This window comes from Pseudomaricurvus sp. ABR4_320 (assembly GCF_056159445.1).
On the sequence record NZ_JBSWVF010000004.1, the window covers coordinates 472338 to 493927 of the forward strand.

19 protein-coding genes are annotated in these 21590 nt (G+C 51.3%); 13 read left to right on the top strand and 6 right to left on the bottom strand.

Going from position 1 to position 21590, the window contains the following annotated elements; genetic code table 11:
- Nucleotides 1-42 precede the first annotated feature (42 nt).
- From folC to ACXAFR_RS11130, 7 genes are all read left to right on the top strand, one after another.
- A complete protein-coding gene (gene folC, locus ACXAFR_RS11100) occupies nucleotides 43-1359 on the top strand; it encodes a bifunctional tetrahydrofolate synthase/dihydrofolate synthase (protein WP_475176688.1) in 1317 nt (438 codons plus the stop codon).
- A gap of 25 nt (nucleotides 1360-1384) precedes the next feature.
- On the top strand, nucleotides 1385-2221 hold the full coding sequence (locus ACXAFR_RS11105; RefSeq protein WP_475176691.1) for an SPOR domain-containing protein: 837 nt from the start codon (nucleotides 1385-1387) through the stop codon (nucleotides 2219-2221).
- Between the two features lie 137 nt (nucleotides 2222-2358).
- Nucleotides 2359-2853 carry a CvpA family protein gene (locus ACXAFR_RS11110; RefSeq protein WP_475176890.1) on the top strand — a complete coding sequence of 165 codons (495 nt, stop codon included), beginning with the start codon at nucleotides 2359-2361 and terminating at the stop codon, nucleotides 2851-2853.
- 28 nt (nucleotides 2854-2881) lie between these two features.
- Entirely contained in the window at nucleotides 2882-4414 is a 1533-nt protein-coding gene (purF, locus tag ACXAFR_RS11115) for an amidophosphoribosyltransferase (RefSeq protein ID WP_475176693.1), read from the top strand.
- Between the two features lie 88 nt (nucleotides 4415-4502).
- Nucleotides 4503-5705 (top strand): O-succinylhomoserine sulfhydrylase, encoded by a 1203-nt coding sequence (locus tag ACXAFR_RS11120; RefSeq protein WP_475176696.1) that lies wholly within the window; start codon nucleotides 4503-4505, stop codon nucleotides 5703-5705.
- 158 nt (nucleotides 5706-5863) lie between these two features.
- On the top strand, nucleotides 5864-6784 hold the full coding sequence (locus ACXAFR_RS11125; protein WP_475176697.1) for an AAA family ATPase: 921 nt from the start codon (nucleotides 5864-5866) through the stop codon (nucleotides 6782-6784).
- Nucleotides 6785-6891: 107 nt separating this feature from the next.
- Entirely contained in the window at nucleotides 6892-8067 is a 1176-nt protein-coding gene (locus ACXAFR_RS11130) for a PilT/PilU family type 4a pilus ATPase (RefSeq protein ID WP_475176701.1), read from the top strand.
- Between the two features lie 8 nt (nucleotides 8068-8075).
- Here the strand turns inward: ACXAFR_RS11130 and ACXAFR_RS11135 are convergent, their stop codons facing one another.
- Nucleotides 8076-8627 (bottom strand): DUF416 family protein, encoded by a 552-nt coding sequence (locus tag ACXAFR_RS11135; RefSeq protein ID WP_475176702.1) that lies wholly within the window; start codon nucleotides 8625-8627, stop codon nucleotides 8076-8078.
- Between the two features lie 245 nt (nucleotides 8628-8872).
- Here ACXAFR_RS11135 and ACXAFR_RS11140 point away from each other — a divergent pair, with 245 nt between their 5' ends.
- Nucleotides 8873-9481 carry a DNA-3-methyladenine glycosylase I gene (locus ACXAFR_RS11140; RefSeq protein WP_475176704.1) on the top strand — a complete coding sequence of 203 codons (609 nt, stop codon included), beginning with the start codon at nucleotides 8873-8875 and terminating at the stop codon, nucleotides 9479-9481.
- A gap of 15 nt (nucleotides 9482-9496) precedes the next feature.
- Here the strand turns inward: ACXAFR_RS11140 and ACXAFR_RS11145 are convergent, their stop codons facing one another.
- Nucleotides 9497-10492, bottom strand: a complete 996-nt coding sequence (locus ACXAFR_RS11145; protein WP_475176706.1) for a LacI family DNA-binding transcriptional regulator — start codon at nucleotides 10490-10492, stop codon at nucleotides 9497-9499.
- Between the two features lie 51 nt (nucleotides 10493-10543).
- Complete coding sequence (locus tag ACXAFR_RS11150) at nucleotides 10544-11608, bottom strand: hypothetical protein (RefSeq protein WP_475176708.1); 1065 nt, start codon at nucleotides 11606-11608, stop codon at nucleotides 10544-10546.
- Between the two features lie 389 nt (nucleotides 11609-11997).
- Here ACXAFR_RS11150 and ACXAFR_RS11155 point away from each other — a divergent pair, with 389 nt between their 5' ends.
- The 5 genes from ACXAFR_RS11155 to ACXAFR_RS11175 all read left to right on the top strand — a co-directional run bounded on the left by ACXAFR_RS11155 (nucleotide 11998) and on the right by ACXAFR_RS11175 (nucleotide 18783).
- Entirely contained in the window at nucleotides 11998-14265 is a 2268-nt protein-coding gene (locus ACXAFR_RS11155; RefSeq protein WP_475176710.1) for a TonB-dependent receptor, read from the top strand.
- 145 nt (nucleotides 14266-14410) lie between these two features.
- Complete coding sequence (locus tag ACXAFR_RS11160; protein WP_475176713.1) at nucleotides 14411-15364, top strand: alpha/beta hydrolase family protein; 954 nt, start codon at nucleotides 14411-14413, stop codon at nucleotides 15362-15364.
- Between the two features lie 5 nt (nucleotides 15365-15369).
- Entirely contained in the window at nucleotides 15370-16995 is a 1626-nt protein-coding gene (locus tag ACXAFR_RS11165; protein ID WP_475176714.1) for a hypothetical protein, read from the top strand.
- Entirely contained in the window at nucleotides 16992-17834 is an 843-nt protein-coding gene (locus ACXAFR_RS11170; protein WP_475176715.1) for a hypothetical protein, read from the top strand. Before ACXAFR_RS11165 ends, ACXAFR_RS11170 begins: the two co-directional genes overlap by 4 nt.
- 28 nt (nucleotides 17835-17862) lie before the next feature.
- Nucleotides 17863-18783, top strand: a complete 921-nt coding sequence (locus tag ACXAFR_RS11175) for an alpha/beta hydrolase (protein ID WP_475176718.1) — start codon at nucleotides 17863-17865, stop codon at nucleotides 18781-18783.
- Here ACXAFR_RS11175 and ACXAFR_RS11180 read toward each other — a convergent pair.
- The 3 genes from ACXAFR_RS11180 to ACXAFR_RS11190 are packed head-to-tail and all read right to left on the bottom strand — an operon-like array spanning nucleotide 18757 to nucleotide 21462.
- Nucleotides 18757-20112, bottom strand: coding sequence for a (Fe-S)-binding protein (locus ACXAFR_RS11180; RefSeq protein ID WP_475176720.1), 1356 nt, complete (start codon nucleotides 20110-20112; stop codon nucleotides 18757-18759). The two genes, ACXAFR_RS11175 and ACXAFR_RS11180, sit on opposite strands and share 27 nt — an antisense overlap.
- A complete protein-coding gene (locus ACXAFR_RS11185; protein ID WP_475176722.1) occupies nucleotides 20109-20558 on the bottom strand; it encodes a hypothetical protein in 450 nt (149 codons plus the stop codon). The genes ACXAFR_RS11180 and ACXAFR_RS11185 overlap by 4 nt, the downstream gene beginning before the upstream one ends.
- Nucleotides 20551-21462 carry a hypothetical protein gene (locus ACXAFR_RS11190; protein WP_475176725.1) on the bottom strand — a complete coding sequence of 304 codons (912 nt, stop codon included), beginning with the start codon at nucleotides 21460-21462 and terminating at the stop codon, nucleotides 20551-20553. Before ACXAFR_RS11190 ends, ACXAFR_RS11185 begins: the two co-directional genes overlap by 8 nt.
- Between the last annotated feature and the right edge of the window lie 128 nt (nucleotides 21463-21590).

Sequence of the window (21590 nt, forward strand, 5' to 3'; positions counted from 1 at the left end):
TACAATGCACCGTTTTAGCACTACCCAGTAGACACATCATCTATGCCCCGTTTTAACACCTTGCAGTCCTGGTTGGACTGGCAGCTCCACTCCCATGAAAAAGAAATTGATCTTGGATTGGGGCGCATTCGCCAAGTTGCTGCCAACCTACAACTTCTTTCGCCCTCCGCCAAGGTTGTTACCGTTGCCGGCACTAACGGCAAGGGGTCTTGTGTGGCAACGCTGGAAGCGTTACTGCTGGCAGAGGGGCGGACGGTCGGCGCTTTTACATCGCCGCACTTTCTTCGCTACAACGAACGTATTCGTCTTCAGGGAAAGCCAGTAAGCGACGCAGAAATTTGCCATTCTTTTGCTCGCATCGATGCCGCTCGGGGCGCTATCTCGTTAACCTATTTTGAATTTTCCGCTCTCGCAGCCATTGATGTCTTTACTCGTCATGACGTCGATGTGATGTTGCTGGAGGTCGGACTGGGTGGGCGTCTGGATGCGGTGAATATTCTGGATGCGGATGTCGGTATTGTCACGTCGATTGGGCTGGACCATACCGACTGGCTGGGGTCGACGTTGGCAGAAATTGGCCGTGAGAAGGCGGGAATTTTTCGCGAGGGTAGCTGGGCAGTAACTGCAGATACTACCGTGCCGGATTCGGTTGCTGCTTGTGCCCGTGCTGTTGGTGCCAAGTGGGTTCCACCTCAGGCAATGTCGTTGCAGGAGGAGCCAGGTGGTCATTGGTCCTGGCGCGGCATCACGCCTAAAGGGGAAGCTTTGACTCTCACTGGCCTACCTCCAATATCTCTGCCCAGGGTGAGTGTCGGCGCCGCATTACAAGCGTATGTATTACTGGGATTTGACCTTTCTAAAGAAGCCCTGGCTGATATTCTGCTTTCCATTCAGTTGCCAGGTCGATCTCAAAAAGTGGAACACCAAGGGATTCACTTTATACTGGATGTGGCCCACAACCCTCCCGCGGCCGAATACCAAGCTAGGCAACTGCGTGTCAGCTTCCTGTCAGATGCAAACGCCGAGCAGGCGATGTCGACCATAGAACCATCTGCTTGTTCGACAATTCACTGTATAGTAGGAATGATGGCGGACAAAGATCGAGTTCAGATTTTTGCCTCACTCAAAGATGTTGTAGGGCACTGGCACGTTTGCACTCTCCTTGGAGACAGGGCAGCAACCGCTGCACAATTGGCAAGCGATTTAGAGGGGTTGGGGGTTACTGCACACCAATACGATTCGGTTGGCTCCGCACTGACATTGCTGTGTGAAGAGTTGGCGCCAGGGAGCCGTGTATTGGTAATGGGATCATTTTTCACAGTTGCTGACGCGTTGCAGCATTTTGGCGTCGCGCATTAGTCTTACCCCAAAATAGGGAATACGAGTGGAAGAGGGGCTTAAACAACGTTTGACTGGCGGCTTAGTGCTATTGGCGCTTGGGGTCATTTTTGTGCCTGTCATTCTCGACAGGGGAGCGCCTGTCGAGGTTGATGAAACCTCTCAAATTCCCCCTGCACCTCATATAGAACCACTGAAAATTCCTCCTCCGCCTGAGGATGCCACTCTGACGGAATTCCCGTCTCCGGAGTTTGCTGAAACCCCTCCAGATGGGCAGGAGCCCTCAGCGGGTAAGGAGCCCTCAGCGGGTAAGGAGCCCTCAGCGGGTAAGGAGCCCTCAGCGGGTAAGGAGCCCTCAGCGTATAAAGAACCTTCAGCGGGTAATGAGCCTTCAGCTGATAAAGTACCCTCAGCGATTGAACGCCCGTCAACGAATGACGAGTTAGTTGCAAAAGAGGAACCCGCCCCCCAAGAGCCTCCAGCCGTTGCCCAAGTTTCTCCGGACAGTGAGTCGATTCCAGAAGGTGATTCTCCGGAACCTGGCGGTGAGCAGGCACCAAGTCCGAAAGAAACCCCCTCAGCGCCATCCAAACAAGCCACAGCGAGTGCAGATGCCAGACAAATTCTTGGCGTCGATGGCATGCCTGAAGGCTGGACGGTGCAGGTTGGAAGCTTCAGTCAAGAGCCTCGCGCGATAGCGTTTCGGGACAAATTGCTGAATCAGGGTTATCCCGCGTTTCTGCGTCCCAGTGAAGTGGCGTCGGGAACTGTATCGAGGGTATATGTGGGGTTAAAAATGGATCGAGATTCGGCTCAATCCCTCAAGCAAGAGTTGGATTCTGCGTTGGGAATCGACACCCTTGTCATCCGCTTTAAGCCCTAAACCCGCTGAGTTTCGACGACTGGTTGATGGCGCGTTTACGTGAATTTTCACAGGCACATGTGGCGTTCTAGTGTCAGCAAGCCCAAGGCTTTGTTAGAATGCCGCCCTCACAGATATCAGGGAAGCTGTACAGCACAATGAATTGGGCGGACTGGACTATAATCGGGGTTCTGGTTATTTCCGGATTGATAGGGCTGAAAAGAGGATTCGTGAAAGAGGTTTTGGCACTGCTGTGCTGGATTGCTGCACTGTTTGTCGCCGTGACCTTTGCTGACTCTTTCGAAGTCCTGCTGACACAATGGGTTGAGACTCCTTCTCTGCGCAGAATTCTTGCGTTTGGTGGCCTTTTCGTCTTAACGCTATTAGTCGGCTCATTGATTAACTTTTTAATCACTGAGCTCGTGCGTATCACCGGTTTGTCAGGTACGGACAGATTACTCGGCCTGGTTTTCGGTGTCGCCCGTGGTGGCGTCCTCACCCTTTTGATTGTGTTGCTGGTGCCGCGTCTGTTGCCGGTTGGCGAAGACGAATGGTGGCAGCAGAGCTTACTGATACCGCAATTTCTAGCGATGGAAAGTTGGGCGAGTGCGGTCTGGAGCGATTTGACGGCGGCAGCAGCCAAGTCGTTATAAGTAACAACAGTCTCTATAGGTCCAATCTATGTGTGGTGTGGTCGGGGTAGTCGGCAAATCAAACGTCAACTTGCAGCTCTATGATGCGCTAACGATGTTACAACATCGTGGCCAGGACGCAGCGGGAATCTTGACGGACAACGACGGTCGTTTCTGGCAGCAAAAAGGCAATGGACTGGTGCGTGATGTCTTCCGCACCCGCCACATGCAACGCCTGCTAGGAAGAGCGGGAATCGGCCACTGCCGTTACCCCACAGCCGGTAGCTCTGGTCCCGCGTTGGCGCAGCCGTTTTATGTGAATTCTCCCTACGGCATTGCTCTGGCTCATAACGGCAATCTGACCAATACCGCGCAGGTGAGTCAGGATCTCTTCCGAACCGATTTGCGACATCTGAACACCGATTCTGATTCCGAAGTGTTACTTAACGTTTTTGCTCAAGAGCTGCACAGAATCAATAAACTGCAGCCAACGCCAGAAGATTTTTTCCAAGCCATATCGGCGATGCAGAAACGCGTGCGCGGTGGCTATGCGTGTGTTGGCTTGATTGCGGGCTATGGAATGATTGCATTTCGCGATCCGAATGGCATTCGTCCGCTGGTTTTTGGTAAGCGTGAGACCCCAGAAGGCACTGAATATATGGTGGCATCTGAGAGCGTCGCATTTGATGTGGTCGGTTACGAATTAATTCGCGATGTTCAACCTGGCGAGGCTGTGTTTATCTCAACAGAGGGGGAGTTGTTCACCAAGGTCTGTAGCGATAACACCCGGTTGACTCCCTGCATTTTCGAGCATGTCTATTTTGCTCGACCGGATACATTGATGGACGGAATCTCCGTTTACAAATCCCGACTGCGGCAGGGCGAGCGCCTCGCGGCAAAAATTTTGGAGGAGCGTCCGAATCACGATATTGACGTGGTGATTCCAATTCCGGACAGCAGCCGTGTTGCAGGCCAGTCTCTGGCTCATTGTCTCGGAGTAAAGTTTCGCGAGGGTCTGGTAAAAAACCGATACATCGGCCGTACCTTTATCATGCCCGGACAACAGCAGCGTAAAAAGTCGGTGCGTCAGAAACTCAATCCGATTCGTCTCGAGTTTGAAGGCAAAAATGTCCTGTTGGTAGACGATTCCATCGTACGGGGGACGACGTGTCAGCAGATTATTCAAATGGCGCGAGATGCCGGTGCTAACAAGGTTTATTTTGCGTCTGCAGCGCCAGCTGTGCGTTACCCCAACGTCTACGGCATAGATATGCCGAGCGCACGGGAGCTGATCGCCCATGGCCGGAGTGATGAGGAAGTCTGCCAAGAAATTGGTGCCGACTGGTTAATTTACCAGAACCTGGATGATCTGATCGCCGCATCTCAGGAAGGTAACGAAGACATTCACGAATTCGATTGTTCTGTCTTCACCGGAGAATACGTGACCGGGGATGTCGATCAAGAGTATCTGGATGCGCTTGATGCCAGTCGCAATGACAAGGCCAGAAATAAAGCGGATAAGTCCCAGGGTTATGGGTCGGTTTTTGGTTTGCACAATGAAGGCGCCACTGAAGCCGGCTAAGCCCAAGTGATCTCGATACTTGCCGCGGTACATTCGTAGGCATCAAGAATTTTGACTAAGGTCGGTTTGATCCCGACTGGATATGACCATGAACGATTTCGATTCTGACAACCCTCTCATCGGTGCGGGCATTGATACTTTGGCTGTGCGGGCGGGCCAAACACGCTCCGCAGAAGGAGAGCACAGCGAGCCCATCTTTACCACGTCGAGTTATGTTTTTGACACTGCGGAAGCCGCAGCTGCTCGATTCAGTGGCGAGCAGCCTGGCAACGTGTATTCACGTTATACCAATCCGACCATGCGTATGTTTCAGGACCGGATTGCCGCACTCGAAGGGGCGGAAGCGGCTGTGGCAACTTCCTCGGGGATGGCTGCCATTCTCAGCACCTGCATGGCGCTCCTCAAGTCTGGGGATCATGTGGTTTGTTCGCGCAGTGTCTTTGGAACAACCACGGCATTATTTACCCGCTACATGCAAAAATTCGGCGTTGAAACGACCTTTGTTTCACTGACACAAGTTGATGAGTGGCGACGTGCTGTGAAAGACAATACTCGCATGTTCTTTCTGGAGACGCCCTCTAACCCTTTGTGTGAGGTCGCCGATCTCGGCGCCATTTCAGCAATTGCAAAAGATGCTCATGCATTGCTTGTCGTGGACAACTGCTTCTGTACGCCTGCGCTACAGCGACCGCTGGCTTTAGGTGCGGATATCGTCGTTCATTCCGCGACAAAGTATCTCGATGGGCAGGGGCGTTGTGTTGGCGGTGTTGTTGTCGGCGCCAAAGAATACTTAGACGATGTTTTAGTGTTCTTGCGGACCTGCGGACCTACGATGAGTCCTTTCAACGCCTGGGTGTTTTTGAAAGGCTTAGAGACGTTGCGCTTGCGTATGGATGCGCACAGTAGCAGTGCACTGGCGATTGCTCAATGGCTTGATGGCCAAGCCCTGGTTGATAAGGTGTATTACGCCGGGCTCGAAAGTCACCCTGGTCACGAACTGGCCAAAGCGCAGCAGCGCGCTTTCGGCAGCGTGCTCTCTTTTGAGGTCAAAGGCGGACAGGATGAAGCATTCCGTTTTATTAACGCAACGAAAGTGGTCTCGTTAACCGCCAACCTGGGCGATGCGAAAACGACAATCGTTCACCCTGCGACCACTACCCATGGCCGTCTCAGCGACGAAGATCGGGAGCAGGCGGGCATTCGTCCCAACCTCATTCGCCTGGCCGTTGGACTCGAAGACGTTGCGGATTTGAAGGCAGATCTCCAGCGCGGTCTCGACGCTATTGGATAGTGTTTCTTTGGTCTGCTCCGCCAAGTGAGCAGGCCAACTCTTAACCTGTGCCAATTTTCGGCTCGGTAACGGACGGCCTCGCTCCAGAGCACTATACTGAAATGATGGTCCGTGGGGATCTATCGTTTGTTTTGCTGGAATAGGGGTTGTTTGAAATCATGGAGTCCACTTTCAGTGCTTTGCTGTCTGCTGTCAGCAACGTTCTTATGGGAAAGGAAACCCAGGTTAAATTGGCACTCACGTGCCTTTTCGCACGCGGACATCTCCTGCTTGAAGATCTGCCTGGCATGGGCAAAACCACTCTGGCACATGCTTTAGCCAACGTTCTGGGGTTGTCCTATAACCGGGTGCAATTCACCAGCGACCTGCTTCCTGCAGATATTCTTGGTGTTTCGGTCTTTGATCGCACAACCAATCAGTTCAATTTTCACCCAGGACCAGTTTTCACACAGGTGCTGCTGGCGGATGAAATTAATCGCACCACGCCAAAGACTCAGAGTGCATTGCTTGAAGCTATGGCGGAATATCAGGTAACCATTGATGGTGAAACCCGTGCTCTGCCTCAGCCATTTTTTGTTATCGCCACTCAGAATCCCCTGAGCCAATCGGGTACCTTTCCTCTGCCGGAATCCCAGTTGGACCGTTTTCTAATGCGATTGGAGTTGGGGTATCCACCACCAGCGGCAGAGTTGGCGATTTTTAAAGGTCAGAACCCAGCATCATTGCTGGAATCGATGACGCCCGTCATCAATGCGGGAACCTTGTCCGCCATCCAGTCTCGAGTTGAAGAGGTTCACGCCAGCGACGGATTATTGGCCTATGTGCAACGGCTGGTGCAATTCACCCGAACGTCGCCAGAATTTGCGTGTGGCGTTTCTACGAGAGGCGCACTCGCGTTAATCCGCTGTGCTCGTACCTGGGCAATGATTCATCAGCGCGATCACGTCTTGCCGGAGGACGTGCAGGCTGTGATGCCGGCGGTCCTAGCCCATCGTTTGCGGGATTCGTCGGATATCGGCGATCAAAGCGGCTACGCCTTGGTCGAGAAAATGCTCGAAGATGTCGATGTCATTCAGTAGGATCCTGCTGGAAAAACCGTCATTCTGCGTTAACACTTAGAGAGGCGTTGCTCGGATGGTCTTGCAATAGCCGGAGACGATCCTCGCGCATTTCTCAGGAGTGGCTGGTGCAAATCGAAGAATATCTTCAAATACTCGCAAAGAACGATGGCTCTGACTTATACCTCAGCACGGGCGCTCCGCCGTGTGCAAAGTTTCAGGGGGTGCTCAAACCGTTAACACGAGAGTCCTTGGCCAATGGTCAGATTGCAGAGATTGCGAACAGTATCATGGATGCTGAGCAGCGAGAGAAGTTTGAACAAGATCTTGAGATGAATCTGGCTATTTCGATTCCCAGCGCGGGCCGGTTTCGTATCAATATCTTTCGCCAACGCAATGATGTCTCCATTGTCGCTCGTAACATCAATACCGAGATCCCTCGTTTTGATGATCTGAAGTTACCTCCCATCCTCAAAGAGGTCGTGGAATCCAAACGCGGACTGATTTTATTTGTCGGAGGTACAGGATCTGGTAAGTCGACGTCTCTCGCGGCACTGATAGACCATCGTAACAGCTCCAGTGGCGGTCATATCATCACCATCGAAGATCCAGTGGAATATGTCCACAAACACAAAAAATGTATCGTTAATCAGCGCGAGGTAGGGGTGGATACCCGCAGTTTCCACAATGCGTTGATCAACACGTTACGCCAAGCGCCAGATGTCATTTTAATTGGTGAAATCCGGGACCGAGAAACCATGGAGCACGCACTGGCGTTCGCGGAAACCGGCCATTTGGCGATCTCAACCCTGCATGCGAATAACGCGAACCAAGCGCTTGAGAGAATCGTAAATTTGTTTCCGGAGGAGCGTCGGGGGCAGCTTTTATTGGGGCTAGGTCAAAACCTGCGGGCCTTTGTCTCGCAGCGCTTGATACCTACGGTGGATGGTAAACGTTGTGCCGCGGTGGAAGTGCTGCTTGGGACGAAAACGATCGAAGAATTGATCGTGCGTGGTGAATTTGAAAGCATCAAAGAGATTATGGAAAAGTCGGAAAACTTAGGCATGCGAACCTTTGATTCGGCGCTGTTTCACCTCTTTAAAGAAGGGCGAATCTCACAGGAAGAAGCGCTCAAAAATGCGGATTCCGCGAACAATTTGCGCTTGCGGATAAAGTTGGATCAGCAGGGTGGAAACTACCATGCGAAACCTGAGCCAGCACCTGCTGCGTCCAGTCCACCGCGCAGTAGCGGCCTCTCGTTAAGTTTGGAAGACATCGATAAAGATGATGAAGAAGACACTTAATCCAGAAATCAGTTTATAGAAATCCCGAGATTAGATGTTTCGTAGTCAGCCAGCTGATGGCGCAGACGTTTGATCGTCTCTGCGCGATCGCTGGCGGTGTTGAGGCGTTCTAAGAGCTCGTTTTGAAAATCTCGCTCATTGACCAGAAGCTCATGTGCTTCCGGGGCTTCACCGGTAAATTCCAAAAATTGAGTCACCGTCGCCAGTGATAGATTGGCCGCAGTGCTCGAATCATCGATGCTTTCATCTAGGAGCATCTGCAGTCCACTGATCAGCAGCAGGCAGGCATCCGTGGCCGGATAGATGCCATAGGCATCATCGTCCTGGGGCTGTGGTTGCAATGATTCCGCCTGTTCCAAGGCCTTGGCCAGGTTTTTTTCTGACTTCAATTGGCCCGCTAGAGCTTCCCACATTTTATTTAAACAGCGACGGTATTCTTCACCGTCTTGCGCCTTGTCGCTGACGTCCGCCCACAGCGTAAAATTACCGGCATGACGTTCGCAGAGAGCGGCAATAAAAGTGATGTTGCGCCATTGCTGGTCGTTAAGGGATAAACCCATAGTGATGGTCTTCTAGTAGTTGCTCGTTGGAATGACAGGCATTGTAGCAAAGCTGCTTTGACTGACCAGTCAAATCGAATCGCTGAAGGAAAACGATTGATCGACTGGAGGGACCGCCATTATCGTGGTACACATGTGGGCGCCCACAAAGTAACCCGGATGAGGCGTGATGGTTTGATGCACAGAGGCCGGAAATTATGTGGGCGAGCAAGTACTCAACGACAAAGCTGAAATAGGAATTCAATATGGGTAGCACAGTAACCGGGCCGGATGGAAAGCCCCGATGTGGTTGGTGTGGCAGTGTGCCAGAGTTCTTTCCCTATCACGATAACGAATGGGGTTATCCAGTAGATGATGATATTCGTTTATTCGAGAAAATCTGCCTTGAGAGTTTTCAGTCAGGATTGAGCTGGCGAACGATTCTTGCCAAGCGGGAGAACTTTCGCAAAGCCTTTGCAGGCTTTGATTTTAACAAGGTCGCTGCTTTCGATGAGAGAGATGTCGAGCGACTGTTAAGCGATGCGGGTATTGTCCGCCACCGTGGAAAGATTGAATCGGTGATAAATAATGCTCAGCGAGCGCAGGAACTGGTGGTTGAAGCCGGTTCGCTGGCGGCCTTTTTCTGGCAGTTTGAAATGGATCCGAAGGCGGATATCGAGCCGCAATCACTCACAACATCCGAAGAGTCGGTGGCGCTTTCAAAGGCATTAAAAAAGCGTGGTTGGAAGTTTGTTGGACCGACCACAGCCTTTGCGTTTATGCAGGCAATGGGATTGGTGAATGATCATGTGCAAGAATGTGTTTCTCGCAAGAAGGTCGCTAAGGCTCGCAAGTCCTTTAAGAAACCCTGCTGATTCTTTTTGAAAAAATCATGCACTTTCGCGAGCGATGATACGAAACCCGGTATCAACTTTCTGCTCTATCGGGATTTCGTTATTTTCTCGTTGCTCCAACACACGAATGATTTCTGTCGCGATGCTGTCGCCATCTATTTCGACGGTGGTGATGGTGGGGCGCATCTCACTGGCAATTGCGCTGTTGCCAAAGCCGATGACCGCAAAGTCGTTGGGTATTGATAAGCCAACGTGTTTTGCTTCAATGATCAAGCTTTGAGCCAGCCAGTCTGGGCCACAAAGAACAACATCAGGTCTTTCTTCCATCCGCTGAATCTCAGCAAAGGTGGCTCGTCCCAAGCTGTAATGTAGAGGGCTTTGTTGAAGGCTTTCGGTGCAGTTTTTTCCGGAAAGGCGATGCCATTCGTCGACAAATCCATCCCGACGTTTTTTCGCCCTTGGTCCAGTGCCATAAATAAAATGAGGGCGAGAATACCCTCTGGATTTTACAAATTGAGCGAGTTTTTCACCGATTAATCGATGAGAAAAACCGATGGCAATGTCGATAGGCTTCTCCGGTAAATCCCATATTTCAATGGCGGTTGTGTTGCTTTGTCGAATAAAGGTTTTTACATCGTCGCTGACTTCGCCAGTAAGAATGATGGCTCTTGCCCGATAGGCGAGAGCCGCCATGATCTGTTCCTCGGTTTGTACGGGATCAAAGTCGGTGACACCAACCGTTGCAATCCATCCGGAAGAGGACAGCTTGCTAACGAGTGCCTCGATGGTTTCAATAAAAAAAGACGGCGCAATTTGAGGGATCAGTATCGAGACCAGCCGACTTTTATTTGAGGCGAGACTGCCGGCAACTCGGTTAGGCGTATAGCCGGTTGCTTTCACGGCGGCTCGAATGCGCTCTGCGGTTTTCTGGGCAACGGAATCAGGATTACTGAAAAAACGTGACACGGTGGCCGATGAAACGCCAGCCGCTGCGGCTACGTCGCTGAGTTTGGGGGGATTGGTGGTGTTCATTAAAAATACAGATAACCGTTTGCTAAAGTGTAACCCGAACCGCGCTATTCATCATTTCGCATTCCAGGTTTTGGCGTCTGTGGCCGGGAGCCGTTTTCTTCGGGCGACTTCGAGCCTTGGGGCGAGTGACAGCAGCAGGATGGTTCCTACCAGAATGGTGGCGCCGCACAATTCTGCAAAGGTTGGCGGTTTGTGTTGCCAGAATGCAGACAGAAGATAGGTCGCAATGATACCCGCCAAAATACTGGAAGCTCGCTCGAGTGGCACACAATAACTGTTCTCTCGGGGGGATAACAGAATCAGTGCGGAAAATACGGATACCAACGTCATTGCGACGGCGATTAATACGATATAGATCAGGGTTTCTTGATGCCAGATGCCGAGAAAGCCGCGTTGTAATTCGCCCTCATGGACAGATAAGCCACCGCTGCCTAGTATGGCCAGTATCAAAATTGTTAACGGTAACGCCACAAGCTTTTCTTCGACAAAGTATTTTTTTGCAGAACAAGGGTCTCCGGATTTGGAGACCTTGGTCATGACGCCCAAGCGAATAAGGTGGCCCAATGTGTAGAGGGCAATGGTCGATATGGCGAGCGGGGGGAGTCCGAGTCCTTCCCGCGCGGTAATGGTAATCGTCAATGCAACAAACACCAGTAGTAACGACAGCCAGCTCCACCAGCGCACCTGTCGGCCAAAAATGACATCCACAAGAGGCGCGAGGATGAGTAGATCGCCACGCATAATCAATTGAATATATGGAACACTAACGTCGGCAAACGTGTACGATAAAGGCACAGTGACCAGCACCAGTGCGGTACCAATTCCAGACAGCAATGTATAGCGCGTGGGGCAGGGCAGGCGGCGACGCCAAACCGTCAACTGCTTTGCTTCCCGATACCAACCGCTCCTCCAGATAAACAAAAACGTGAATAGCGCGTTGAGAATCAGTAGCGATGGCAGAATCTCAAACGCGGTCAGAGGCCGTTCGAGTTCGGGTAACGGCTGGCTGGTCAACAACCTTGTGATCAGTATAAATGGGATGTAGCTGCACAGGTACAGAGCCAGGAGCCATTCCAGAGCCGGAAAGCCGTTGTTAGTCCTGCCGACAGGGGGCACTGGATTACGCCGGAATTGAGGGGGCAAACGCTGAGAATTGCTTTTCCATTCGCACAAACTCCACTGACTTATTGTCGTTATATCTTATGGGGATTCGCTGGCACAGATGTGTGCTCGTAGGCGCCATAGTAACACTGAACTTCAGAGAATCTAGTCCAAATATTAAGCGCTTACATCGTTTTTATAGGGTATGTAGGGTTGGATTCGTTTAGATTTTACAAGGCTTATTCAAAGTTATTGAAGTAATTATGGTCATTCTGGCTTTGTATTGGTGTTTTATAGCCACTCTTTTCGGAGGAAGTCGGTAAAAATCAAAATGTAAGCGCTTGCATGAATGGAAATCCATTGTTATTGTTATGCCATATAACAAGAATAGTTCAGAGGCACTCATGTCATTATCCACTCGTCCGCTGCGCAAGCAGCCAAAATATCTTGCCACGTCAACCGCCTGTTTGGTGTCCGCGCTTGCGGCGCCATTAGTATCTTCTCTGGAGTTAGAGGAGGTTGTGGTTACGGCTGAGCGGCGCGCCGTCAGCTTGCAAGACATTCCTATTTCTGCAATCGCAATTACAGGAAACACGCTTGATAATCGCGGTGTGTCGACGTTTGAGCAATTGCAGTATCAGGTTCCCTCGTTAACCTTTTCGGATAACGGTAATACAAAATTTCTCAACATCCGCGGTGTCGGTATGTCAGAAGGGGCGCCCAACCAAACCGCGGGTGTGGCTGTACATCTTGATGGCGCCTATGTCGCACGCGAGTACGTATACGGTGATGCGTTTTTTGATGTTGAAAGTGTCGAAGTCCTGCGAGGTCCTCAGGGAACCTATTCCGGTCAAAACGCCAGCGGTGGTGCTATTTTCATTAATTCGAAAAAGCCGGTTTTGGGTGAAACCTCGGGTTTTATCAGTACGGAATATGGGACGGAAGACCACAAACGTATGGGCGGAGGGGTTTCCTTTCCATTAACTGAAACGCTGGCTGCACGGATTGCATTGGACTGGGAACAAAGAGACAGTTTTTACGATAACCACGGGCCAGACCTCAGCACTTCTCCCAGTCGCTACGACAATCAGCCAGGAAATCTGGATCGGTCTTTTGGCCGGTTTCAGCTGCTCTATGAGCCTACCGATGCTCTTGAAGCTCGTCTCATCTACGAGTTCAGTGACAATTCTACAGATGGCGTTCCCTATCGCTATTTCGCCTCTCCCGGATCCAATACCGTCCCGTCGTCCGGCGAGCGGGATTTGAATTATGACCTCGATGGTTACCGTGACGTAACCTATGATCGGACGACCTTGCAGGTGGATTGGGCGGCCAATGACTACTTTCGTGTGCTCGCCAATCTGTCATTTCTTGCCTCCGACCAAACCATGTTGAGTGAGGGGGATTATGGTTCTCCCTTTACAGATCCCTCCGCGGTTCAAAGTGGTCGAAACTTCACCATCAACGACGAATATTGGACTGGCGAAGTCTCACTGGTATCGCAAAGCGATGGCCCTTTTGAATGGACCGTCGGCGCGAGTTTTCTTGATTACAGTCAGGACAACTACCTGAATTTTATCCGTTACAACCAGGAGAGTTATCCTGGCACCGGCTATGACCCAACGCTGCATACCCGCATGTTTATTTATCTGGATAACACTCGTAAAAACCAAGCAGTGTATGGCGAAGTCGGCTATGCCTTATCTTCTACGCTCGAAGTAAAAGTGGGGCTGCGCTACAACCAGGATGAAGTCGGTTATGAGAGTGGCTCATACATTTCTGCCGGTCCCTTCCCGGATGATCGCTTGTCCCATTACGATGCGCCAGCGTCAGCGGGATCACCGGTGCCTGCGGCAGGAAATATCCTCGACTTTGATGCAACAACCGGGCGGGTATTGGTGAACTGGATGCCCCTGGATGGCCAATTGTTTTACGCAACGGTCAGCCGTGGTTATAAGCCCGGTGGCATAACACCGTTTGCTAACGAGTACGATTCTGAAGAAGTCACCAATTTTGAATTGGGCTGGAAAGGCAGCCTGCTGGACGACACAATCAATTCGTCCATCAGTGTTTACTACATGGAATACGACCAATTCCAGAGAACCTTCTCGCCCGATCCAGAAAACGTGGCCCTGTCCGTTACCCGTAATGTTGATGGATCGACCATCAAGGGCATTGAGGCGCAGTTTTCTGGTTTGCTGGCGGACTTCCGCTGGGATTTCTCCGTCGCTTACAACGATGGTGAATATGGCGAGTTGGAAATGGCATTGCCTGTAGGTGCTATTGATACCGTCAATCCAACAACGGCGCAAACCATTAATCTGGACGGAGAGCCCATCGATTACTTGCCCGAAATGGCGGTTAACTTTGGTCTAGCCTACGAAGGATTGGAGTGGGGTGACGGCAGTTTGATTCCAAGCTTGCGCGTTTCCTATCAGGATGAGTATTACACCACCTTTTACCATTACGACTACAACCTGACGCCATCGAAAACTCTGGTGGATTTCTTTCTTGCGTATGAGTCCAACCGCGATTGGCGCTTTGAGCTCTACGCTAAAAACCTTACCGATAAGGAATACACCAGTAAGGCGTCAGGGGCGGCTGACGGTATCGGGACATACCTGTTAGGCAATCCTCGCGAGTTTGGCGCAAAACTGCGTTACAACTTCTAGTTGCCCCCTCATTTAGCGATGAATCTGCAATCTTTGTGAAATCTCGGGAACCTCTGATTAACGCCGCGATGGCAACGCAGGTAATTAATCAGAGGTCGTCTAGGATCGCAGAGCGTCGCGGCCATCAATCACCAAGGAAGCTTCCATGTCTTATAGTCGTCCTATTGCCATCCTGCTGGCATCGAGTTGGCTCTCATCCTGCGCTACAACAACAGAACAATCACCGACAGCACAGTGGCATGCACCGGGTGCGATCGGCAAGGTATCCGGCAGCGGAAGTTTTCCCGCACAAGCAGTTGCCGTCGCCAGCATGCCTCAAAATACGCTCTATTATCCACAGCAGTCGACAGGGCAAAAACTGCCGTTAGTGCTGTGGGGAAATGGCGGATGTCGTGACAACGGATTGCGTTATAGTCAATTTTTACGGGAGGTGGCCTCCCATGGCTTTTTCATAATTGCCAGCGGGCATCCACGTTTTGAGCGTGAACTTCAGCCCCCGGGTTCGCCACCTGTTGACCGACAGGAGGAGGAAACGCCGGATACGACGGTCGACGACATACTGGCGGGAATTGACTGGGCCGAATCGCAGACGGCTGATCCTGAAAGCCCTTACTACCAGCGTATCGACACCGACCGTATTGGCGTTATGGGCACCAGTTGTGGTGGCCTGCAAGCGATTACGATACTGGGGGATCCCCGAGTTGATACCGGGATTGCGTTTAACAGTGGTGTTCTTACAGCGCCGCCACCAGGGCCGATGAAGAGAAATCGTAATCTGCATATGGATAAGACGCTCCTGCAGGGTTTACAGGGACCCATCGCCTATATCAACGGCGGGCCTTCAGACATCGCTTATGTGAATGCTTTGGACGACCTGTCGTTGATTGAACATGTTCCGGTTTTCTTTGGGGAAAATGGCGTTGGACATGGAGGGACCTATCTGTTTGATGAGAAAGGCGGCGATTACGGTGAGGTGGCAACTCAGTGGATGGCCTGGCAGCTGCAAAAAGATGCTGACGCTGCCGACTGGTTTGTCGGAGAAGACTGTGTTCTTTGCACTAAGGATGGATGGCAGGTTCAGAAAAAAGGCATGCAGTAGGGCGTATGATGAACTCGGGAATTCACACACATAAAAAGCGACGTCTGGTTCGTACGAAGCTCGCTGTCGCTGCCTCCCTGCTGCCGTTTTTGGCGTGGGGTGTCTGGAGTCAGGCGGTCGGAGAAGGAAAGCGGCCTCAAGCAGCCGGTGACAACACAACCGAAAGTGATCAGGCGAACCGGGAATGGTGGGCGCCTGGCGATGGACGTACATTTCCCGCTTACTCGGAATATTCGAATGAGTTTGGTCGCCTTGGTATTATCAATGCCTCCGGCCCCATCGATACGCGCTCTCATCCCTTCTTTGAACCCAACAGCACCAACGGGCGCGCCTGTGTCACCTGTCATCAGCCAGCCGATGGAATGAGCCTTTCCGTTAACACTGTTCGCGAACGCTGGCAGGCGACTCAAGGGCAGGACCCTCTGTTCGCGGCCTACGACGGCTCTGATTGCCCAGAGTTGCCACAGGAAGATCCGGAGTCCCATTCGCTGCTTCTAAACAAAGGCTTAATTCGAATCGGGATGCCCTGGCCTCCCGCGCCATTTGAACCAGATCCGGTCGAACCAGAGTTTGATATCGAAGTGGTCCGAGATCCGACCGGATGCAATTTAAGTAAAACCTGGGGGCTCTACAGCGACACACCAACGATCTCGGTTTATCGTCGTCCGAGACCGGTATTAAATATTAAACATATGGTTGAGTTACCCCACGGGGTTGGACCTCACGATGTGTTTTTCTATTCCGATAAAACCTTATTGCCGAAAGATCCGGAGACGGGAAAGTTTGTACAAGGCATCTTGATGGCCGATGTACGAGGTCTGACCCCCCGACACCAAGCTAAAGACGCCGCGGCAAAACATCTGGAATTAAAGCGACCGCTTACCGAGAGCGAACTGTCTCAGCTGGAAGCTTTTGAGTTGCAGATTTTCGGAGCGCAGGCCTACGACAAGGACGCGGGCTCTTTGACAGGAAACGATTCGCCGCCTGGGTTGGGCCCTCAAGCACCTGCCAGCATACTGCCAGGCCGTTTAGGGAATAATCCGGTCAATCGTGTGTTTGGGGATTTCACCATGTGGAAGGGTGAGGATGGTGCAAACTCAAATGCTGGATCTTCTTTAGAAAAAGAGTTTCAAGCCTCGGTGGCAAGAGGTGCTGACGTCTTTTTTGAAAAGCGCTTCTACATTAACGACGTCGGTGCGTACAACGATAAAGGGCTGGGTAACCCTTTTAAGCGCTCCTGCGCCAGTGGTTGCCACAATACGATGGGCATGGGAATGGACATGGGACCTTTTCCAATGGATCTCGGATTGAACAACTACCCCTGGCAAACTGCCCGTGACGATCTTCCGCTTTTTAAAGTCACCTGCCATAAAGGTGCAAACCCTCACTCCTACCTGGGGCGCGAAATTTATACCCACGATCCAGGTCGAGCGCTGATTACCGGTCGCTGCCGAGATGTTGGCGCAACCATGACGCAACAAATGCGCGCGCTGGCGGCAAGGCCGCCATATTTTGCCAACGGCTCGTCAAATACGTTACGTGAGTTGGTCGATTTTTATGATCGCCGCTTTAATATCGGCTACACCGAAAAAGAGAAAGTCGATCTGGTAAATTTTATGAGGTCGCTATGAAACGGTATTTAGGTCTATGGAAGACGTTCGTTACTAGCTTGAGTTTTGTGGTCATTGCGGAAGGCGCAGGTGCTGGGGAATATATTAATTTTATTACCTGTCCTATCGTGAGGGATGTAGGGCCAGAAGTTGATGTCTGTTTTTACAGCGATTATCAAGGGCAGACATATCACCTTCAGCCAATTGGCTTGATTGACGCCGGTGAGCCCCAGCTGAAACACCGCTTATTGGTCGAAGGCGAAGTGGTGGAGGGTGAGCACTATTGTGGTGGCAAACGCTTTACTGGGCGAATCACCGTGCTGCCTGAAGTCGACTTGAGTTGTAACAGCTACACCCCTTTCGATGGGGTTATTATCGGGCAGCAGCGTTCCGATAAGCGCGCCGATCACCCCAAGTATCAACCGATTTTTCGAGAAATGAAAACCCGACCGGAAGTGTCGATTGAACCTGTGCCCGTTTCCGTCCCCACGGCGGATGCGATAGAAGAGGAAAAGACAACCGGGGAGGAAAGTTTCACTCTGTATTTTGCGTTTAACCAAGACCGGCTCGATGGAGTGACGGCGGGCAAGTTATTGACGTTCACCGAACGAGGTCAAGCGCGATTTAAACGCTTGGAACTTACCAGCTATCAAGCAGAAACCAAACTCGATAATGGCGAGCGATTGCCAGAAAGGCTCGGCATGGCCAAGCAGCGAGCCGAAAAAATGATTCGTATCCTGACCGGGATTGGTATTGATCGCGATATCATCGATGTGACGGTCGTTGCCGATAATCTCTCTGGTCAAGGTCAGCATGACTGGAAGAATCGACGTATTACATTGATCGGGAAGAGAGAATAGAGAAAATGTCTAAAGAAGAGCGCGACAGATGAAAATACACGGATTGATTGGCTTAATTGTTTTGCTCGCGGTTGAGCCTGTTATCGCCGCGCCAGAGGTGTTGTCTCTTTATGACGGCGCCGCGCCTGGATCGGAATCCTGGAGCATCAAAGAGTCCGTCGTTGTTAGAGAAGATGGCACGCATATTTTTTACAACGTGGCAGCTCCTGAGCTGCAGGTTTATTTACCAAAGAAAAACGTCGCTAATGGTGCTGCGGCGATTATTTTGCCAGGGGGAGCATTACGTAAATTGAGTCTTGGTGATGATAATCAGGCCATGATTCAGCAGCTTAATGCACAGGGGCTTGCGGTTGCTGTTCTCAAATATCGAGTATTGCAGCATCAACCGGAAACCGGCACACCGGCAGCGCCGAATGCAAATCGAAAATTTCCAAAGCTCACCATTGAAAATGCTAACGCCAATCCCGCTCCTGACGACGCGGATTTAAACCAAGTGATTAAATTTGCGGTTGACGACACGGTGAAGGCGTTTTCCATCCTGCGTCAAAAAGCGTCGGAGTGGAACATCGATCAAGATCGCATCGGTTTGATCGGCACCTCGGCTGGCGGTGGTATTGCTTTGGCAACTTATTTGCGTGGTGATGAGGAGGCGCAGCCGGCCTTTATTATGTCAAATTATGGACCGTCGCTGCTCGATGTTCATGTTAGCCCGAAGGCGCCGCCGTTGTTTATAACGACTGAAACCTATCATGGTCCTGTAACTGATGGTTTGTTGCAGTTAGCTCAGATGTGGCGGGATGGTGAGCGACCGGTTGAATTGCATATGTACAACCGGCCAAATTTCGAGATGCCGGCAAGTCTCTGGTTGCCGCGGTTTCTGGTGTGGCTTGAGGAGCAGGGAATCCTAACATCAGACGCGCAATCACGTGTCGAGAGCGTCCCGCAATAGTATCGCCAAGTGTTCAGGTTGTCTGTCGCTGTGCGCGCGAATTTGCTGACGGCAAGAAAAGCCGTTGGCAACCACTCGTGCGCCGGGCGCTTCATTGATAGCAGGAATCAGCTCGCGATTTGCTAATTGACTTCCGAGTTGTTGATGTTCTGCTTCCAACCCAAAGGTGCCTGCCATCCCGCAACAACCGGAATCGATGAATTTAAAATTATTATCGGGTATCAACTTCATCACTTTGCGTACGGCTTTCAAGGCGCCAACGGCTTTTTGATGGCAGTGACCATGAATAAGCGTTTCTTTTCCTGCACAAGATTTAAACGGGAGTTTAAGGCGCTTGGCCATAATTTCTTTGGTAAGAAATTCTTCCAGCAGAAACACCTGCTTGCTGATGTTTTCTAAAGGTTCACCAAGTCCCAGTTTTAAAGCATCGTCCCTTAACCCTAAAACGCAAGATGCTTCCAGTCCCACGATAACGCGGCCCGCGGCGACGTGTGGTAACAGGGCGGCCATCAAATGCGCAACTTCGCGACGAGCTTCGCGAATCATACCCTGGGCGAGATAGGTGCGCCCACAACAGAGCTTTTTGCCCTTCGTTTCTAGCCGCTGAACGGAGTAGCCTCCGGTAAGAAGGACTGTTTCTGCAGCTAGGGCGATCTCAGGCTCGAAGCCCCGTGTAAAAGTGTCGACAAAAAGGACGACTTCAGGTCTTTCCAATGAGTCATCTCGAGGCTTGATGGGCTGTGTTTGCTGCTGGCTTCTTAGCTGTCGAAGTACTTTCTTTGATACAGGTTCGGGCAGCGGCATCGATGCGCTAATACCGATACTTTTTTCCATCCAGCGACGAATCAAAGGGCTGCGATTGCGCCAGCGAATAGCCGTTGCAAGGCCAGACTTTCTGCCGAGCCATCGTGGGGTCGCTGCAAAAAGCCGACTGCGCCAGGACACGCCTTCGTGTTTGATACGCCAAGCCAGGTACTCGGATTTGATCATCGCCATGTCGACATTGTTGTCACACTCCCGCTTACAACCCTTGCAGGCCAGGCACAAATCCATAGCTTTCTGTAAGCGAATATCCTTAAGAGCGTCTTCCCAATCATCACTGGCCAAAGCGGCTTTGAGTAGACGTACACGACCGCCGGTCGACAGATCCTTGTCTTCCAAAGCTTTAAAGCTGGGACACATAACCAGTTTGCTGTCTGTTTCGCATTGTCCACTATTGATACATACCGCAATGGCTTTTGCGTAGTCTCCACCATGTTTGGGAATATCGGCATAGGCATCGCCCATGCCGGCATCTTTATAGCTGGACCAGTCGAGCACTGGCTTCATGGTTTATTTCCGATAGGTACAGGTTGAATTGATGGCAGATGTTGGTGCGCAACGCACCAGGTTTTCCATAGCGTATCGACATCACTGAGAACTTGGCTGAAGTAGTCAGTGTTAGGATTATGTTCATCCGGGAAGTTGGAGAGGGCGCAAGAGCTGCGCTGAAAGTTCAGTGCATAGTCGACGAGAGCATCTTTCTGCGCATCCAGATAGGCGATCTGTTCTGAATCGGGGATGGTTACTGCTTCTGCCTGTAATTCCAAGAGTATTCCTGACGAGTCGTTTAAAAGGATTGAGATGACATTGACCGTCTGCCTGCCAAACACGCCTTCGACACTATGCCGCGAAAGATCGCGGTTTACCCCACGTTGGTATTCGCGCTTTAAGGCGGGCAAGCGGGCAGCAATCTTTGATTTAAAGTCAGTCACAGCACCATTTGCATCACTCACTGAAAGTCTCCTTGTCAAAATCGCAGGATCGGCCTTGCCATTGGGGAAGCTGCCAACCGTTTTCATCGCAGGTCGGCAGGATTAATTTACGTCGCGTGATCATCCACTCATCGTCATCCGGCTCGACACGGACACTCCATCCCCAGAATATGGGTGCATAGACGGGAACCCAAATACTGTCACACCGATTTTGGGTCATCGCTCTCTGCAAAAAGTAGCTGGAATAGTGTTCCAGTACGGTGATGCTGCGAACGTTATGCCCTTGCCATTTTGGAAAGAGTCTTTGGTGGATGCGGTACTTGTAGTCATAGGTTCGATCCAGCCCCTGGGCCTGCCAATCGGTGACTTGGTAGAGTAAAGGGCTCTCGATAGGATCTGGATAGTAGAGTACGGGCGCTTCAGCGGCTTGGGTGTTCATCAGCGTGTGGGCCTCGCCGTTAACATCTGTGATAAATCGTTCAGAGCTGACCAAACGAATTTCACCGATTTGTACGCCGAAGGCATGGGTGTGGAAGCTGAATTGGATTTCCGGAGAAATCGTTAGGTGGGTGCTGTCGATGCCTTGTTCAAGGCTTGGACTTTCCAGGCTGGCATTAAGTAAACGGAACTCATTGTCACTGTTTTCTGTTGGTGTGGCTTCCCATAGAAAACGCCGGTCCGCCGTTTCCAACGGAATTATCTTCCCGCTTTGAGACGTATATCGAAAGCCGCCTATCTGCTCAAGTATATCCGCTGAGCCTCTAATCGCCGGGTGAGCTTGCAGATACTCAGGTTCATAGCCGACACCTCGATAGAGCTTTTCCGTCGGAGTCTCTCTGGAATGTTGCTTCTCAGCAATTGGGTTGCTCACCAGATGCAATCGCTTAGCGGCATAAGGTAGACGCATTTTCGTTGGGCCGGTCATGGGAGCCGTATTACCTGGATGTCAAAGCCGTAAAAATAGCCGGTCCTTCATGGCTACTAAATACGCGATGGTTTTTCACAAATCATGCCACAGCGCCTTAGTGATCTATTCCTGGACTCCTGCGTTAA

Bases quoted from the DNA above. Each gene is read 5' to 3' on its own strand.
- folC (WP_475176688.1), top strand. From the start codon at position 43: ATGCCCCGTTTTAACACCTTGCAGTCCTGGTTGGACTGGCAGCTCCAC.
- ACXAFR_RS11110 (WP_475176890.1), top strand. From the start codon at position 2,359: ATGAATTGGGCGGACTGGACTATAATCGGGGTTCTGGTTATTTCCGGA.
- purF (WP_475176693.1), top strand. From the start codon at position 2,882: ATGTGTGGTGTGGTCGGGGTAGTCGGCAAATCAAACGTCAACTTGCAG.
- ACXAFR_RS11120 (WP_475176696.1), top strand. From the start codon at position 4,503: ATGAACGATTTCGATTCTGACAACCCTCTCATCGGTGCGGGCATTGAT.
- ACXAFR_RS11125 (WP_475176697.1), top strand. From the start codon at position 5,864: ATGGAGTCCACTTTCAGTGCTTTGCTGTCTGCTGTCAGCAACGTTCTT.
- ACXAFR_RS11135 (WP_475176702.1), bottom strand. From the start codon at position 8,627: ATGGGTTTATCCCTTAACGACCAGCAATGGCGCAACATCACTTTTATT.
- ACXAFR_RS11140 (WP_475176704.1), top strand. From the start codon at position 8,873: ATGGGTAGCACAGTAACCGGGCCGGATGGAAAGCCCCGATGTGGTTGG.
- ACXAFR_RS11145 (WP_475176706.1), bottom strand. From the start codon at position 10,492: ATGAACACCACCAATCCCCCCAAACTCAGCGACGTAGCCGCAGCGGCT.
- ACXAFR_RS11155 (WP_475176710.1), top strand. From the start codon at position 11,998: ATGTCATTATCCACTCGTCCGCTGCGCAAGCAGCCAAAATATCTTGCC.
- ACXAFR_RS11160 (WP_475176713.1), top strand. From the start codon at position 14,411: ATGTCTTATAGTCGTCCTATTGCCATCCTGCTGGCATCGAGTTGGCTC.
- ACXAFR_RS11165 (WP_475176714.1), top strand. From the start codon at position 15,370: ATGATGAACTCGGGAATTCACACACATAAAAAGCGACGTCTGGTTCGT.
- ACXAFR_RS11170 (WP_475176715.1), top strand. From the start codon at position 16,992: ATGAAACGGTATTTAGGTCTATGGAAGACGTTCGTTACTAGCTTGAGT.
- ACXAFR_RS11175 (WP_475176718.1), top strand. From the start codon at position 17,863: ATGAAAATACACGGATTGATTGGCTTAATTGTTTTGCTCGCGGTTGAG.
- ACXAFR_RS11180 (WP_475176720.1), bottom strand. From the start codon at position 20,112: ATGAAGCCAGTGCTCGACTGGTCCAGCTATAAAGATGCCGGCATGGGC.
- ACXAFR_RS11190 (WP_475176725.1), bottom strand. From the start codon at position 21,462: ATGACCGGCCCAACGAAAATGCGTCTACCTTATGCCGCTAAGCGATTG.